The following is a 16098-nucleotide window of genomic DNA, read 5'->3' as shown; positions in this document are numbered from 1 at the left end:
ATTGACATTACAACCAATCAATGGTATAATTTCTGTTGTATCAACAATTATTACATTCAAAAAACGGAGGTACTGCTATGAAAAATTTCAGCAAAGTCAGCGTGGCATCCGAGGCAAGAACCGAGCTTCATGATCAGCTCGGCCTGACCGGCGCAGAGGTAAGTATCAATCATCTTCCGGCAGGCGCAGGCGTGCCTTTTGTCCACTCCCATAAAAAAAATGAGGAGATCTACGCGATCCTCTCCGGAAAAGGCAAAGCTGTGATTGACGGGGAAACGGCAGAACTCGCCGCCGGCGACTGGATCCGCATTTCCCCTGCGGCAAAGCGTCAGTTTTTCGCAGCCGAAGAGGCGGATATTCATTTTCTGTGCATCCAGGTCAGGGAACATTCTCTGGAAAGCTATACAAAGGACGACGCCGTTGTATAGTATGACAAAAACCGCGCGGCAGGCCGGGAGAAACTGCCTCCCTGCCCACGCCGCGCGTGAACGCTGCCGCTGCAACTGTGTGAAGTAACACATTCCTGTAAAGTCCGGGCATCTGCAGGCCAGGGCGCGTTTAAAACATGCCCTAAATCCCTTCTTTCCCGTCTCCGGCCAGAGCCTCTGCCGCCGCCATCCCGGCCGCGTCCGTGAAATTCCCGTTCTCCGGAAAACCTGAAACATGAAGATTCCGGTTCACCTTTGCGTCATATGTATCGCCGCGCATAATCTCCGCCAGATCCACGCCTGTGGTCTCCTTCATGGATTCAAACAGCTTTGCCATCACCACCGGGACGCTGCCCGCCACGGACGCCACGCCGTCCGATCCGTCGGAACCTCCGCCGCCGATGATCCTGATGCTCTCGATTCTCGTAAGCGGCTCCGCAATCTTTCCGGCCACTTCGGGCAGAACCCGGATCATCATCTCCGCCATGGCGACTTTATTGTATTTCTGGTACGCCTCCGCTTTCTTTTCCATGGCCTCCGCCTCAGCAAGGCCCTTTGCCTGGATGGCCGCCGCTTCGGCCTCGCCTCTGGCTTTGATACCTTCCGCCTCCTGGACCATCGCGTACTTCTCAGCCTCGGCCCTGGCCTTCTTGGCCTCCGCCTCTTTCTCCTGCTCGTATTTCCTCGCCTCGGCCTCTCTCTGGCGTTTGGCCAGCTCAGCCTCGGCCTTCTGCTCCGTCGCATAGCGCTCGGCGTCCGCCCGCTTGTTGATCTCCGCCTCCAGCGCCTGCTGCTGGATCGCAACCTGCTGCTTGCGAAGCTCGGCTTCCCTCTCCGCCTTGGCGATCTGGGCGTTTACGGTGGCTGTCTGGATGGTCTTTTCCTGCTCCTGCTTCTGGATCTCGTACGCCGCGTCCGCCTCGGCCTTCTTCGCATCCGACATCTTCTGCAGCTCAGCCCGGCGGATCGCCAGCTCATTATTCTTCTGGGCAATCTCTGTCTCCGCCCCGACGCGCGCGTCGTTTGCTGCCATATCGGCCTCCGCCCTGGCGATCGCCACATCGCGCTCAGCCTGCGCCTTGGCGATGGACGCGTCCTTCTGGATCTTGGACATGTTGTCCTGTCCGAGAGCCACGATCAGGCCCTTTTCATCCTCAATCTTCTGGATATTACAGGAAATAATCGAGATGCCCAGCGCGTTCATATCCTGCTGCGCCTTATTCTGCACCTCGTCGCCGAATTTCTTGCGGTCCGTACACAGCTCCTTGAGCTCCACGGTACCGATAATCTCCCTCATATTACCCTGCAGGGAATCGGTCAGGGCCAGCGCAATCTGATCCTCCTTCATATTCAGGAAGTTTTTCATGGCAAGCTGAATCCCCTCTCGGTCTGTGTTCACCCGCACCTTCGCGATCGCGTCGATGTCCACGCCGATAAAATCCTTGGTGGGAATATATCCGTTTGTCTTGATATCAATGCTGATCTGCTTTACAATCAGGTTATCCTTCCGCTCCAGATACGGGATCTTGATCCCCGCCCGCCCCAAAAGCACCCGCGGCTCCCGTTTCAGGCCCGAAATAATAAACGCAACATCCGGCGGGGCTTTGACATACCCGCTGGCAATAATGATGATAAGCACAGTTACAAGGATAATCACCGGTAAGAATGGCAAAATACCCCCGAAAACAAAGAAATCAAACATTTTTTCTCCCTTCTCCTTTGTTGATGCGTCTGATATCCAATTATTGGGTAATTTCTCAGACAGTTTTGTTTGCTTTTTTTAGTATACTATTAAATATAGGGGATTTCAAGAGGGATATTTAAAAATTTCGTATGTTTGTGCGCAGCCTTGCGTATGTGTCATGAATGTAAGAAAGACTGTGAAAAGGCCGCCAGAGGCTGGTTCTGTATCCAAAAGAAACCCCGCTCCCGCCCTGAGAAAAGCGCAGCGGACAGCCGGTACAGCTCTGCGTATACAGCGGTCTGTACGGCTCGAAAAGATCTCGCTAAGCGCCGTCAGTTTTCTACGGGTTTCTTATGGATACAGAACCAGCCTCTGGCTAGTACAGCATGCTAAACATAATGCAGCCCGATCGGGTTTCCTTTTACCTTGATAATTTATACATAGCATACTGATTTAATGACACGCCCTCTCTTTCTGCTTCTACCACTAATCTTCTATGCAATGACTTTGGAACCCTGATTACAAATTTTCCACTAAAATTTTCTTCTTTAACTGGTTCTGGTATCTCCATTTCATTTTCCAGCAATACTTCAATATGCCCTTCCATAGCCTCTGTAAGATTTGCATTTAATTCTTCCAGTGTATCTCCTGTACTCTGGCAACCATCCAGTTCCAAAATTCTGCCATAAAAATAGTGACCGCTTTCATCATTGATCTCCTGTATGATTTTATTGTATGGTAAATTCATATAATATTCCAATTTATTCATAGTGTTTTCCTCGATAATCTATTTTAATTAATGCCTATAATTTTCCTCTCTCCTTATTTTGTATTTAATTTTAGCTTTCTCTAATATAATATTAAATAATTCTAAAATTTATTCATCTACCCTATTCAGAATATCAAGAATATATACTTTTTTCAGAGGATTATCTACTTTTATGGTTATCAATTCTCCTGTTTTCCTGTTTCTAAAATGGGCATGTGAACCTTTTTGCCGGGCGCACTCAAATCCATAATGTTCTAACACTCTTTTTGCTTCTTCGTACCTGATTCCGTTAGGCTGCCTTTGCATTTTTTCCAATATTTTCTTAACATTCATTATAACTCACCTGATTTCTACATTGGTTTATAATCACTGCATCCCCTCCTTTTCTATATATAGTATCATATATAGTATCATTTTTCCAGATGTTTTTTAATATCTTGATATTGCTCCATCCGGCCAGTAATCGTGCTGGCAGCACCGCCGGATTCCCACAAAAAATCTGAAAACAGAAACGGCATAACCCGCAAAGCTACGCCGTTTCCCTGAAATGATTTTAAACCGATAAACCCTTACGCCGGGCGGATACGCCGATCTGCCGCATCCTCATTACTCCTTTATCCTGTCCAGTTCCGTAAGACTTACACCGGATGTCGTCAATATAACCTTTAAATCAATATACCGCTTTCTGATACTTTTATACAATTCCGTGTCCTTATCCGCAAGCAGCATCCAGTCCTGGATTCTTGAAAATTCCTCGATGGATATCTTTATCATTTCTTTTTCTGTCATCGCATCACCTTTTTCTAAAAGTCCCGCCGTTACTGAAAATAATGCACGCCCGACGCAAACAGCTTCATATCCTGCTCGCCGTATACATTCACTGCCACGCCGTCCCGGCACTCGCGGCCGCGCTCATTATGCCCCATCTTTCCAAGTATCCGTCCGTCCGGGCTGGTGATTCCCTCAATGGCCATATAGGAGCCGTTCGGGTTCCACTCCTCGTCCATGGACGGCTTCCCGTTTGGATCCACGTACTGGAGGGCGATCTGCCCGTTTTCGGACAGCTTCCTAAGCCACTCGTCGTTTGCCACAAAACGGCCCTCGCCGTGGGAGATCAGATTGGCGTACACGCCGCCTGTCTCTGCCTCGCGAAGCCATGGCGAGAGGTTGGAAACCACCTTTAAATACGCCATCCTGGAGATATGGCGGCCGATGCGGTTCGTGGTCAGGGTCGGGGAATCCGCAGTCTGCGCCGCGACTTCCCCGCCCGGCAGAAGGCCCAGCTTGACGAGGGTCTGGAAGCCGTTGCAGATGCCTAAGATCAGGCCGTCCCGCTCGTTAAGCAGCCGGTTTATCTCCTCTGTCAGAGCCGCGTTCCGGAACACGGTGGCAAAGAATTTCGCCGATCCGTCCGGCTCGTCCCCCGCGGAAAATCCGCCCGGGAACATGATGATCTGGGAACGGCTTATGTCATCCTTATACCTCTCTACCGACTCCCGGATATCGGCCGCGCTCTGGTTGCAAAACACGCGCACGATCGTTTCCGCCCCGGCGCCCTCAAAGGCCCTGGCGCTGTCCATCTCGCAGTTCGTTCCCGGCATAACCGGGATAAACACCCTCGGTTTTGCCACCTTATGCCGGCAGATGTAAACCGAATCCGTCCGGTATGCGTTCTCCGAAACATCGGCGGCCGGCGCGCCGGAACGCGTGGGGAACACCTTCTCCAGCGTGCCGGTCCACGCCTTTAACGCTTCGTCCAGGGTAATCTGCGCCCCCGCGTACTCGAAGCGGCCTGTGTCTGTCACCTCGCCGATCACCGTATAGGAAATGGAGAGCTCTCCCACCTTCCCGTCCGGGACCTCGCACACGATGTTGCCCCAGCCCGGCGCAAAGAAGTCCCTGGGATCGAGGTTGTGCTCGATCTTAAGCCCTAAGTGGTTTCCAAAGGCCATCTTGCTCACCGCTTCCGCCAGGCCGTTTGCGCCGACCGCGTACGCGGAAATGATTTTTCCGTCCTCCATGTCTTTATAGAGCCTGCCGTATCCGTCCATGACCTGCTCATAAACCGGGAGATCGTACGCGTCGCGCTCGATCCGGAATACCACAATCTTACTGCCCGGCTTCTTAAACTCCGGCGTCACCACATGGCGGCCGTCGGAAATATCCACTGCAAAAGACACCAGCGTCGGCGGCACATTGATCTCGCCGTGCTCCTCGTCAAAGAAGCTCCCGGACATGCTGTCCTTTCCGCCGATGGACGGAAGGCCAAAGGCCATCTGCGCGCTGTACGCGCCGAGAAGCGATGCAAACGGCACGCCCCACCGCTCCCGTTCGCCGGTCATGCGCTTAAAATATTCCTGGAAGGTGAAGCGGATGCGCTTATAATCCCCGCCGTTTGCCACAATCTTGGCAATGGAATCAAGCACGGCATACACGGCCCCGTGGTACGGGCTCCAGCTCGACAGATATGGGTCATATCCATAGCTCATCATGGTCACCGTATCGCAGGATCCGGAGATCAGCGGCAGCCTGGAGAGCATGGCCTGCGTCTCCGTCATCTGGTAAACTCCGCCGTAAGGCATGAGCACATTCGACGCGCCGATCGTGCTGTCAAACAGCTCGGTTAAGCCCTTCTGGGAGCACACATTCAGAGAGGAAAGGACAGAGAGCCATTTCTCCCTCACATCGCCCGGATCACGGCGCTCAAATACATTGCCCTCCCGTTTCGGGACCTCGACCGTAACCGAAGCCTCCTGATGCGCGCCGTTCGTATCCAGGAACGCGCGGCTTATGTCTACAATCGTCTTCCCGCGCCAGTTAAGCACCAGCCTCGGCTCCTTCGTGACCACCGCTACGGGAACCGCCTCCAAGTTCTCCTCCGCGGCCAGGGCCAGCATCCTGTCCACATCCTTTGGATCCACGACCAGGGCCATCCTCTCCTGGGACTCGGAAATGGCGATCTCCGTGCCGTCAAGGCCCGCATATTTCTTCGGAACCTTGTCAAGGTCAATGATAAGCCCCGCCGCCAGCTCGCCGATCGCGACCGACACGCCGCCAGCGCCAAAGTCATTGCATTTCTTGATCAGGCGGCTGGCCTCCTCGCGTGAAAACAGGCGCTGGAGCTTGCGCTCCGTGGGGGCGTTCCCTTTTTGCACCTCCGCGCCGCAGACCTCAATGGACGCCTCGGTGTGGACCTTGGAGGATCCGGTCGCGCCGCCGATGCCGTCGCGGCCCGTGCGCCCGCCCATAAGGAGGATCACATCGCCCGGATCCGAGGTTTCGCGGATGACATTCCGCCTGGGAGCGGCGGCCATCACCGCGCCGATCTCCATCCGCTTCGCCACATATCCCGGGTGGTAAATCTCCTTTACATAGCCTGTGGCCAGGCCGATCTGGTTCCCGTAGGAGCTGTAGCCGCGGGCCGCGTCGGTCACAATGCGCTTTTGCGGAAGCTTGCCGCTCAGCGTCTCGGCCACAGGCCGCGTCGGATCCGCCGCGCCGGTCACGCGCATCGCCTGGTACACATACGTGCGCCCCGAAAGCGGATCGCGGATCGCCCCGCCCAGGCAGGTCGCCGCGCCGCCGAAGGGCTCAATCTCCGTGGGATGGTTGTGCGTCTCATTTTTAAAATTCACCAGCCACTCCTCGCGCGCGCCGTCGATCTCCACCGGAACCACGATGCTGCAGGCGTTGATCTCCTCCGATTCCTCCAGATCCTCAAGCTTCCCGTCCTTTCTAAGCTTTTTCATCGCCGCCAGGGCCAGATCCATGAGGCAGATGTATTTGTCGTCCCTTCCTTTATAGAGCTCCTCCCTGCCGCTTAAATAGAGGCGGTACGCATCCTCGATCGGCGCGTTGTAATCGCCCTCTGTAAAGGCCACATCCTTCAGTTCCGTCAAAAACGTCGTGTGACGGCAGTGATCCGACCAGTAGGTGTCAAGAACCCGGATCTCGGTCACTGTGGGATCGCGCTGCTCCTCTGTCGTAAAATAATTGCGGATATGTTTAAAGTCCTCAAAGGTCATCGCCAGGTTTAAGGAAGCGTAAAGCGCTAAAAACGCCTCCTCATCGAGCGCGCGAAAGCCCTCAAACACCTTCACGTCCTCCGGCTGCTCAAAGGTCACGGCCAGCGTCTCCGGCTTGGGATTATTATTCTCCCTGGAATCCACGGGATTGATGCACAGCGCCTTGATCGCCTGGATCTGCGCCGGCGATGCCTGGCCGGATATCACATACGTCGTCGCGGAACGGATCACCGGCTCCTCGTCCCCGCTTAAAAGCTTCACGCACTGCTGCGCCGAATCAGCCCTCTGATCAAACTGCCCCGGCAGGTATTCCACAGTAAACACCGTATCGCTTCCCCTGCACGGGAAATCCTCCTCGTACACAAAGTCAACCGGCGGCTCGGAAAAAATCGTGGCCAGCGACTTCTGGTACGCCTCCTCCGAGACATCCTCAATATCATACCGGATCAGCACCCGCACGCCGGTAATCGTGTCAATTCCCAGATAACTTTCGATTTCCTCCAAAAGCTCCTTTGCCCTGACGGCAAATTCCGGCTTTTTCTCAACGAAAATACGTCTTACGCTCATTTTAGCTACCTCCTGCTTTTTTCCTTTGCTGTTGTCCTCCCCTATCAGCAGTAGCGGCCTCTTTTCCCGCCCGCCAGCCCGTCCAGATGGCTGCAGTCATTCAGCGTTAAAAGCTCGCCCACGCCTGTCCCGGCGTCATAGTCAATCACGGAAATGCTCGCGTTTTTTGTGATAAGCTCCGGCTTGTCCTCCTGCCTGCGCAGAAGATATCCCATGACAAAGACCAGAATCCGGCCGTGGGCCACGACAATCACGCTTTCCCGGCCTCCGCCTCCGCTGCGGCCTCTGCTGTCCCTGCCGCCCTCGCCTCCGCTGCGGCCGCTGCTGTCCTTACCGCCCCCGCCCGCTTCCGACGCGATCCGCTCCACAATCCGCCGGCAGCGGCGTCTGCATTCCTCCGGGCTCTCGCCTCCGTCCGGGGTCACAAGGGCGGGAGTTTTCTCCCACTGGGCGGCGGTCTGCGGGAAATCGCGGGCGATCTCCTCCCAGGTCATGCCCTCCCAGAGCCCGAAATCCGCCTCCCGCAAATCACCGGACGCAATCACCGGGATCCCCGTTTCCTCTGCGATCTCCTCTGCCGTCTGCCCGGCCCGTTTCAGGGTGCTCGTGTAGACGCATGAAGCCCCGCAGTCCGACAGGGCTCCGGCCAGAAGACGCGCCTGGAGAAGGCCCGTCTCATTTAATGCAATATCCGTCTTACCCTGTACCTTTCCTTCTATATTCCACTCTGTCTGCCCGTGGCGGACCAAATAAAATCTCATACGCCCTCTCAGCCCACGCGAAACGCGTCCAGCGTCAGCTTCATGATATCCTTAATCTCCTCTTCCGTCATCCGCATCCGCCCGGCAAGCTCGCTTACCGTGGCTTCCCGGCCCAGCTCTTCGGCCATACCCGCGGAAATATCCTTTAGCACATTGACTCTGGCCGCCAGCTCTTCGCCCACGCGGTCCTCGCTCCGCTGAAGCTTAAGCGCGTCCTCAATCACGCGCCGGATCCGCTCCTCGGCAAACGCGGAAAAATCGCCGCCCTGATATTCCCGCACGGCGAGAAGAAGCCCCATATTCGCCTCCTGCACCAGATCATCCACAGGGAGCCCGCGCCCCTTATAATCCTCTGCCAGGAGGGCCGCCATCTCAAGCCTTCCTTCCACCAGGCGCTCCGACGCGCCCTCTTCCCCCGCCAGAAGCGCCTTTAAAAGCTCCCCTTCCTCTTCCGGCGTGCAGCGCGATATGCGGCCCAGCTCGCTCCTGTAAAGGTTGTACAGCGTTCCCGGCCCGCCTCCGCGCGAACCGGAACCCGCGCGGCGGGCCCTTTCCGTATGATCCTGCGGCATCGTTTTTCTCCTCCTTCTTCTCCGGATGGTTTCTCCGGATCCGTTGTGTTGTGTTATCGCAGCCGCCCAGGCAGACCGGATGGCTGCGTGTTTTCTCAATCATACCATAAACAACGGCGGCTGTGAATAGAAAATTATACGGTAAGGCCGATTGTTGTATGGGGGCGTGTAAACCGATGTTATTTGCATTAACGACATGGGGTTTTGTTGGATTCAGAACCTGACAATGGCGGCCCTCTCATGATAAACAATGGCCCGCAATACTTCGCTTAAGTAAATAATAGCACATATGAATACGAACCCGTGAGAAAGACTTTAAGCATCCCTATGTGGCTCAGCACGCTTTGTGAAGAAAAAAGCGTCAGCTTTTCAAAAGTATTGCAGGATGCCCTGCTGGCAGGCGCAAGATAAAAAACACTAAAAAGGATCAACCAGCTCATCCAGGATATTGAACGGAACGGCTGTATGAAAGGAATTGGGTAACCTGAACCTCTCTTTGGAGACCTGCACGGCGAATACAGCCGCCGTATCAACGAAAAAGACCGCCTCGTCTGCCACATGGAAAACGGGCGGCTCTATATCGCCCACTGCAGAGGCCACTATGGAGACAAATAGCCCAACCCAATCTCCTCCGGTATCCGGGACGGGGATTTATCCTTCCACAAAATCCCCATCCCAAAACCTCAAAAGCTCCTCCCCCACCGTCTTAAGCGTCACCCGCCTCACATCGCTCCATTCCCTCGGAAACAGCGCCCGGTAGTCCCCCTGCAAAAACCGGTCGTCCAGCAGCAGGATCACCCCCCGGTCGCTGGCTGTGCGGATCACCCGCCCCGCGGCCTGCAGCACCTTATTCATCCCGGGATACTGATACGCAAAGGAAAATCCTGCCTGCTCGGCCTCGTCGAAATACTCCTTTAACACCGTCTGCTCCGTACACACCATGGGAAGGCCCGTCCCGACCACGATCACGCCGATCAGGCGTTCCCCGGTTAAGTCAATCCCTTCGGAAAACAGCCCTCCCATCACGCAAAACGCCGCCAGGGATTCGCCCCGCTCCCTGTCGAACTCCGCCAGAAACGCCTCCCTTGCCTCCTCGTCCATGCGGCTTTCCTGCTTCAGGATGGCCAGGCGGCGCGGCCCGCTCCGGGCCAGCTCATACACCCGCTCCATGTACTGGTAGGATGGGAAAAAGACCATATAGTTTCCCCGCCTGGCCCCCGCGGCCTCGTAGATATACTGGAGGATTTTCCGGTACTCGCGCTCCCCGCGCCTTGCGTAGCGGCTGGTCACGTCGCAGGCCGCCAGAATCAGGCGGTTTTCCGGCGGGAACGGCGAGTGGACGTACATGGTGTAGTCCTCGGCCTCATTGCTTAAGAGCTTCCGGTAATAGGGAAGCGGCAGAAGCGTGGCGGAAAAAAACACGGTGCTTTTGCCCTGCTCCAGGCAGAGGCCGAGATTGCGGATCGGGTTGACGCAAAAGAGGCGGATCCGGAATGCGCCGCTCTCCAAAAGCTCTGTGTAGATGCGGTAATGCCCGTCCAGGCGCTCATAGGTATTTAAAAAGCTCTGCACCGTAAAATAGAAGTTCAGCGCCTCCTCCCGTTCCGGAAACTCCCGGAACGTATCGAGAAACCGTTCGAGCTCGGAAAAGAGCCCGGTAAGCGCCAGGATGAGGTGTCCGGCGTCCGGCAGCAGCCGCCACGATTCGCACTCCCGTTTCAGCTCCAGAAGGATCCGGTTGACCCGCTCAAGGCGCATGGCCAGCGCCGGCGATTTTTCCTTAACGAGCCTTTTTACAGCCAGCACCTCCTCCTTTTCAAGCGAGGCGCTGTACATCTGTCTCGCCCTCTGGACCAGATTGTGCGCCTCGTCCACCAGGAAAAAGTACGCGCCGTTTGCGCCCTCCCCGAAATAGCGCTTAAGCCGCACATCCGGGTCAAATACGTAATTGTAATCACAGATGATCCCGTCCACAAAGCCTGAGATGTCCAGGCAGAACTCAAAGGGGCACACAGAAAACTGTTCCGCAAAGGAAAGGATGCGCTCCCTTGTGATGCCGAATTCCTCATGGATAATCGCAAACACCGCGTCATTGACCCTGTCAAAATGCCCCCTGGCGCGCGGGCAGGCGTCCGGATTGCACTCGGGCTTCTCAAGGATGCAGAGCTTTTCCTTGGCCGTAATGGCCACAGAGCGGAAATAGAGCCCGTTTTTCCTCAAAAGCTCCAAAGCCTCCTCTGCCACGACCCGCGTGACCGTCTTTGCCGTCAGGTAAAACAGCTTGTCCCCATGCCCCTCCCCGATGGCCTTTAAGGTCGGAAACACCACGGAGAGCGTCTTTCCGATGCCCGTGGGGGCCTGGATAAACAGACGCCGGGCGCGCGTTTCGCTTAAGTAGACCGCCGCCGCCAGATCCCGCTGCCCCTTGCGGTAGGGAAACGGGAAGGAAAGCTTTCCGATCGATTCGTCCCGGCGCAGGGCGTTGTGGTATAAGTAGCGGGCCCATTTCACATATTCATGGATCAGGCAGGAAAACCATTCTTCAAGCTCCTCAAAGCGCTTCTCCTCCTGAAAACGGCGGATCTCCTCTGTCTCCAGGTTCGCATACGTCACCTGCACGGTCACAGCGGCCAGCCCCTCGGACCGGGCATAGAAATACCCGTAGCACATGGCCTGCGCCAGATGTACGCGGATCGGCTCCTGAAGCAGGGACACATCCATATAAACGCCCTTGATCTCATCAATCACCGTCTCGTTCCCCCGGCGCAGGATCCCGTCCGCCCGGCCCTCGATGAGGAGCGAAAAGCCCTCCTCCTCTACGCGGTGCTTTAACGCGACCTCGGCGCGGTAGTCCGGCCCCATCCGCTTTTGGATCTTGCGGTGAAGGCGGCTGCCGGCCTCCATGGCCTCCCTCTGCCGGCCCGCGGTCCGGCGGTTGTCGATATCCCCGGACCGCAGGACAAACTCCACCAGATTCCGCACCGACACGCGTATCTCACGCCCTTTCAGCTCCATTTCCCCCTCCTTGCCGCCTTCCATTTTCATCGCGCGGCAAACTTCATGATGCGGGGCCGTGCAAAAAAGGGAAGAGCCGCCGTCTTTCCTGCAGCTCTTCCCTTTTACCGGAATCCCAAAATAACCGCGCCTGCGCTTAACGGAGCCCCGGGCCGCATCCCTACAGCCCTTCCCGGCCCGCAAACGCCGTTTCTGCGTCTTTCCTAAAGACTTTCTGTGCAAAAGCGCCCGCCTAATTATTAAGCCGCTGTCGCCTTTACAGCCACGGTGTCCAGAAATGCCTCGAAGCCCTTGTTCTCACCATCATACTCCACGGTCAGCACCTTTGTCAAATCCAGACTCATCACACCCAGCAAAGATTTTGCGTCGATCACAACGCGATTATAAAAAACGTCAATATCAAAGTCACACTTCATCGCAGATGTCACAAAATCCTTTGCTTCTTCTACTGTAGTCAGCATAATTCTTCTCTGTTTCATAACCAAAACTCCTTTTCAGGTAATATTCTTTTTGTTGAATACGCTCCATTTATATCATGAAAATGAAAGATTGTCAAATTTTTCCCATATAAACCGGAGACTTTTTCCTTATCTATTTTTGACAAAAACAAGAGGATTATACGGAAAAGAACCAACAAATTCACGTTTATCCGATCTTTCTGCTTCTATTTTCCATGGAAAAAAGAGGAAAGATGTATTCCACACAGGTAATTCGGTTTAGGTGGGTTTATTTAGATTCCATAAATTTTGGGCGGGGCCGCGCTGTTTCATGCGCTAAAATTTCCCTCCTCTCCCTCTATGCGCCGTCCCCGAAGAAGACGTATGCGTCGTCGTACCCGCCTACGTAATCCGCGTCAAACCAGCTATAACCGGACCAGTCGCTGAAATAAAAGGAATCCCTGATTCAGGATCCCCATTCATTTTCCCGCCTGTTCACTTTTGCGAGATCGATTATTCTTCCGAAGCATATCCTTTCTCGCGGCTCTGCCTCAACGCCCTTTACGCATCTTCCCTGTAAAATATGCCCGCACGCTCTCATAATGCGCCCGAGCCACCTGCGTCAGCTCAAATCTCCACTGATTGTCCAGATGGTCAAAGTAGATCCTTGCTTCTGCGCACGGCTTTCCCCTGTAGATAAAGCAGTAAAAAATATCTTCCCCGGCGCGGCGGACCCGAAGCGCGCGATCGGCCTCTCCCGGCGGCTCCCCGTCCCCCAGCGCGCGCCATACATCCTCGAGCTGGGCGTGGATCCACGCCGCGATCTTTTTTCTGTCTTCCATGGTCATGCTTTTGCACTCCTTTTATCTGCTGCGGGACAGTCGTTCAGACAAGCTGAATTGTTGCGCTGTGAGCCACGATTTACATTTAAAGCGAAACCGCTCATATTTCAATGTGGAAATGGGGCTTCATGGCATGTCTGTCCTGCTCAAAAAAGACATATCTTTTCAAAGATATGTCTTACCCGGCCTCTGCGCTGTTTACAATGTCAGGAGCGGAACATCATTATATCTCCCGGAGCGCGTCTCAAACACGCCCTAATCGTCCTCAAGGCCGTCCTGGGCATCCTCGATAACTCATCAATGATCCGCCTGACTTCTTCCTTATTTCCAGATTCCTCAGCCGCTTTCAGGGCCGTTTCTATCCGCAGTTCCTTTGCCGTTTCTATCTCTTTTAATGCTTTTTCTTTTGTTTCGCCATGTGCCATGCATCCCGGCAGTTCCGGAATGCTTACAGCGAAAATATCGTCAACCGGAGCATATGTTTATTTAGCCACGCCGGTTCCCCTCTCTTCTGAGCCGGATTTATTATACCAAACTATAACTTTTTTTACAATCCCCTCTCAAACCTCTTTTTCTCAGCCATCATGCGCCAAAAATAAAACACTATCTCTCATTTACACATACCGGAATCCTCTGAAACTCGCATCCTTTTCCAGATACAGTTTATCCAGGCACGTTTTATTAGCCTCTCTTGTACTTTCCAAATAATTTTCAAGCAATACGTTATTGGCCCAATACAGCGCATCATAATATTCATCGTCTGTCAGCTCCGTGAAATTGCACGTCAGTAAATCAGAATTCACGTGTTTACGCTCATAAAAATCTTCAATATCCCTGATCAGTCCCTGCTCAATCGCATAGTTATACAGATCGGTTCCGGGATACGGGGTAACGGGCCGGATTGTGCGCAACTGCGCGTGGTCGTCATATTTTAATAGAAATTTCACGTCATTTTCAATGGATGTCCTGTTTTCACCTAAATTCCCAAAAATGATATTCAGCCCCGGACTGATACCGCAGGACAATGTATTTTCAATCCCCTGTATGATCATATCCGTTGTCAGATTTTTATTCATGCGCTTTAAAGCCTCATTATCCATGGATTCAATCCCGTAGTTGATGAACACGCATCCGGCTTTCCTCATCAACTGCAGCATTTCTTTATCCTTTGACGCATAATTCAGGCGGCCGTTACAGCTCCATTTTACATTTTACCGCGTCCACAACGGTCTTGCAGTATATGCCAACCCTGTCATATTCCGTTGTGACCGGATGGTACATCAAAATGCCGTAGCGTTCAAACCGGATATCGTACCTCTCTTTTGCCCGTCCTACGGACGGCAGGCGATCACTCATCATCACATCGATATCCGGCGAACCGATGACATAAATCCGATCCGGCTCCTCTCCCAACTGGATCAGACGCGCCTGCGCTTCTTTCGTACATACAAAATGGATATGCGCAAACTTTGAAATCGCATGCCGGATCGATTCATCGATCGTCCCGGACAGCTCCCCGCCCTCAATGTGGGCCACTAAGATATTATGCAGCGCCCCCACTACAGCCCCGGCCAGAGCCTCCATCCGATCCCCATGCACAACAATCATATCCGGCCGCACATGCTCTACATAACCTGACAGATAGGCTATGGTATTTCCGACGTTTACACTTGCATTCTGCGTCTGCAAAAGTCCGTACGCAATATGCACATTCTCATAGCCGTCCTTTAACACTTCAGTAAAGGCGCCTCCAAACGTCTCTGAAAGATGCATACCGCATACGAAGATAAATACCTGAAATTCCTTCCTGTCGTCTAACGCGCGCATCAGAGGCTTCATTTTTCCGTAGTCCGCCCTGGTTCCCGTCAGAAATAAAACCCTCTTCTGTTTCATAAATCCTTCCTATTCTTCCACCGCATCCCAGGTAAGCTGCTCGTCACAGGCAATCGCACGCGCGGCGCGCCTCCCCAGGAGCGATTCATACCGCCCGGCCGGTATCCCGCCCACACCTGGGCGCTTGACCCACAGATTGTCCCGTGTGAAAGCCTCTCCCTGCTCCACAGGCCTTATGGTCACAACAGAGGCAAATGCAAAATCCGATGTCACCTGCTCCTCCTCTGCCGCCTCCTTTTTTCCTCCCAGCATCTGTTTTATGTCGCGGGCGGCGGCCAGCAGCTCCCCAAGCTCCCTCTCATCCATAGAGCATACGATATCAGGTCCCTGACGATCCTTTTTATCCGTAAAATGGCGTTCTACAACGGACGCCCCGAGCGCCATGGCGGCAATACAGGCCGTATTGGTCTGCGTATGATCCGAAAGTCCCACCGGCACGTCTGTAAATGAAGCCATCATCTCCTGCATCGCCCCAAGCCTGACGAGTGGGGGCGCCGTCGGATAAAGGTTTGTGGTATGCATCAGGGCATAACAGGCGCCGCTCCCTTCCAGAATTTCCACTGCCTTCCTGATATGCGCCATACCGTTCATCCCCGTGGAAACAATCATTGGCTTTCCGAATGAGGCCACATGCTTCAAAAGGGGGTAATTATTCAGTTCACCGGATCCGATCTTATACGCAGGCACGCCAAATCGCTCCAGGCGGTCTGCCGCTGCGCGGGAAAAGGGCGTGCTTAAAAACACCATCCCTTTTGACTGCGTATACCTCATAAGCTCATACTCTTCATCCTCAGACAGGGCGCAGCCAGCCATAATATCATAAATGGAATCCCTGCTGTTCCCGGGAACCACTTCTCTGGCTGCATGGCACATCTCATCTTCCACGACATGCGTCTGATGCTTGATCAGCCTGGCTTCCGCGCGGCAGGCCGCATCCACCATCTGTTTTGCCGTCTCAAGATTCCCTCCATGATTAATCCCGATTTCCGGAATCACCAGAGGCCGCTCATCTCCCCCAATCTTTATATCTCCTAGTATAATAATGGTGTAGTCAAAAATGACTACTGGTTAACAGTTACAACGTCCAATCTAATAAATCTATATA

The 16098-nt window shown here is 53.9% G+C and carries 16 protein-coding genes; 2 read left to right on the top strand and 14 right to left on the bottom strand.

Annotation, left to right across the window (positions count from 1 at the left end; genetic code table 11):
* The first annotated feature begins 77 nt into the window (after window positions 1-77).
* A complete protein-coding gene (locus NFS31_RS10090; protein WP_251494334.1) occupies window positions 78-428 on the top strand; it encodes a cupin domain-containing protein in 351 nt (116 codons plus the stop codon).
* Window positions 429-570: 142 nt separating this feature from the next.
* Here the strand turns inward: NFS31_RS10090 and NFS31_RS10085 are convergent, their stop codons facing one another.
* The 7 genes from NFS31_RS10085 to NFS31_RS10055 form a co-directional block, all read right to left on the bottom strand.
* Window positions 571-2130, bottom strand: coding sequence for a flotillin family protein (locus tag NFS31_RS10085; protein WP_251494331.1), 1560 nt, complete (start codon window positions 2128-2130; stop codon window positions 571-573).
* 403 nt (window positions 2131-2533) lie between these two features.
* Window positions 2534-2881 carry a type II toxin-antitoxin system HicB family antitoxin gene (locus tag NFS31_RS10080; RefSeq protein ID WP_251494328.1) on the bottom strand — a complete coding sequence of 116 codons (348 nt, stop codon included), beginning with the start codon at window positions 2879-2881 and terminating at the stop codon, window positions 2534-2536.
* A 108-nt stretch (window positions 2882-2989) separates the two neighbouring features.
* Window positions 2990-3214 (bottom strand): type II toxin-antitoxin system HicA family toxin, encoded by a 225-nt coding sequence (locus NFS31_RS10075; protein ID WP_251494325.1) that lies wholly within the window; start codon window positions 3212-3214, stop codon window positions 2990-2992.
* Between the two features lie 273 nt (window positions 3215-3487).
* Window positions 3488-3670 (bottom strand): hypothetical protein, encoded by a 183-nt coding sequence (locus NFS31_RS10070; protein WP_251494322.1) that lies wholly within the window; start codon window positions 3668-3670, stop codon window positions 3488-3490.
* A gap of 29 nt (window positions 3671-3699) precedes the next feature.
* Window positions 3700-7473: a phosphoribosylformylglycinamidine synthase gene (locus tag NFS31_RS10065; protein WP_251494319.1), complete on the bottom strand. Its 3774-nt coding sequence runs from the start codon at window positions 7471-7473 to the stop codon at window positions 3700-3702.
* Window positions 7474-7517: 44 nt separating this feature from the next.
* Window positions 7518-8234: a histidine phosphatase family protein gene (locus tag NFS31_RS10060; RefSeq protein ID WP_251494316.1), complete on the bottom strand. Its 717-nt coding sequence runs from the start codon at window positions 8232-8234 to the stop codon at window positions 7518-7520.
* Window positions 8235-8242: 8 nt separating this feature from the next.
* Window positions 8243-8806 (bottom strand): sigma factor, encoded by a 564-nt coding sequence (locus NFS31_RS10055; protein WP_251494313.1) that lies wholly within the window; start codon window positions 8804-8806, stop codon window positions 8243-8245.
* A 504-nt stretch (window positions 8807-9310) separates the two neighbouring features.
* Here NFS31_RS10055 and NFS31_RS27070 point away from each other — a divergent pair.
* A complete protein-coding gene (locus tag NFS31_RS27070; protein WP_331482586.1) occupies window positions 9311-9421 on the top strand; it encodes a type II toxin-antitoxin system YoeB family toxin in 111 nt (36 codons plus the stop codon).
* Between the two features lie 36 nt (window positions 9422-9457).
* Here NFS31_RS27070 and NFS31_RS10045 read toward each other — a convergent pair whose 3' ends face one another.
* The 7 genes from NFS31_RS10045 to NFS31_RS10015 form a co-directional block, all read right to left on the bottom strand.
* Window positions 9458-11821, bottom strand: a complete 2364-nt coding sequence (locus tag NFS31_RS10045; RefSeq protein WP_251494561.1) for a helicase C-terminal domain-containing protein — start codon at window positions 11819-11821, stop codon at window positions 9458-9460.
* A 239-nt stretch (window positions 11822-12060) separates the two neighbouring features.
* Window positions 12061-12300, bottom strand: a complete 240-nt coding sequence (locus tag NFS31_RS10040) for an HPr family phosphocarrier protein (protein WP_160227936.1) — start codon at window positions 12298-12300, stop codon at window positions 12061-12063.
* Between the two features lie 509 nt (window positions 12301-12809).
* Complete coding sequence (locus NFS31_RS10035; RefSeq protein WP_251494311.1) at window positions 12810-13106, bottom strand: hypothetical protein; 297 nt, start codon at window positions 13104-13106, stop codon at window positions 12810-12812.
* A 200-nt stretch (window positions 13107-13306) separates the two neighbouring features.
* On the bottom strand, window positions 13307-13561 hold the full coding sequence (locus tag NFS31_RS10030) for a type II toxin-antitoxin system HicB family antitoxin (RefSeq protein ID WP_275563886.1): 255 nt from the start codon (window positions 13559-13561) through the stop codon (window positions 13307-13309).
* A gap of 153 nt (window positions 13562-13714) precedes the next feature.
* Entirely contained in the window at window positions 13715-14257 is a 543-nt protein-coding gene (locus NFS31_RS10025) for a radical SAM protein (protein ID WP_251494305.1), read from the bottom strand.
* A 34-nt stretch (window positions 14258-14291) separates the two neighbouring features.
* A complete protein-coding gene (neuC, locus tag NFS31_RS10020; RefSeq protein WP_251494302.1) occupies window positions 14292-14993 on the bottom strand; it encodes a UDP-N-acetylglucosamine 2-epimerase in 702 nt (233 codons plus the stop codon).
* 9 nt (window positions 14994-15002) lie between these two features.
* Window positions 15003-15989, bottom strand: a complete 987-nt coding sequence (locus NFS31_RS10015; protein WP_275563885.1) for an N-acetylneuraminate synthase family protein — start codon at window positions 15987-15989, stop codon at window positions 15003-15005.
* Between the last annotated feature and the right edge of the window lie 109 nt (window positions 15990-16098).

This window comes from Otoolea muris (assembly GCF_943193115.1).
In the GTDB taxonomy this organism is placed as follows: domain Bacteria; phylum Bacillota; class Clostridia; order Lachnospirales; family Lachnospiraceae; genus Otoolea; species Otoolea muris.
This window is presented reverse-complemented; position numbering and strand designations above follow the sequence as displayed.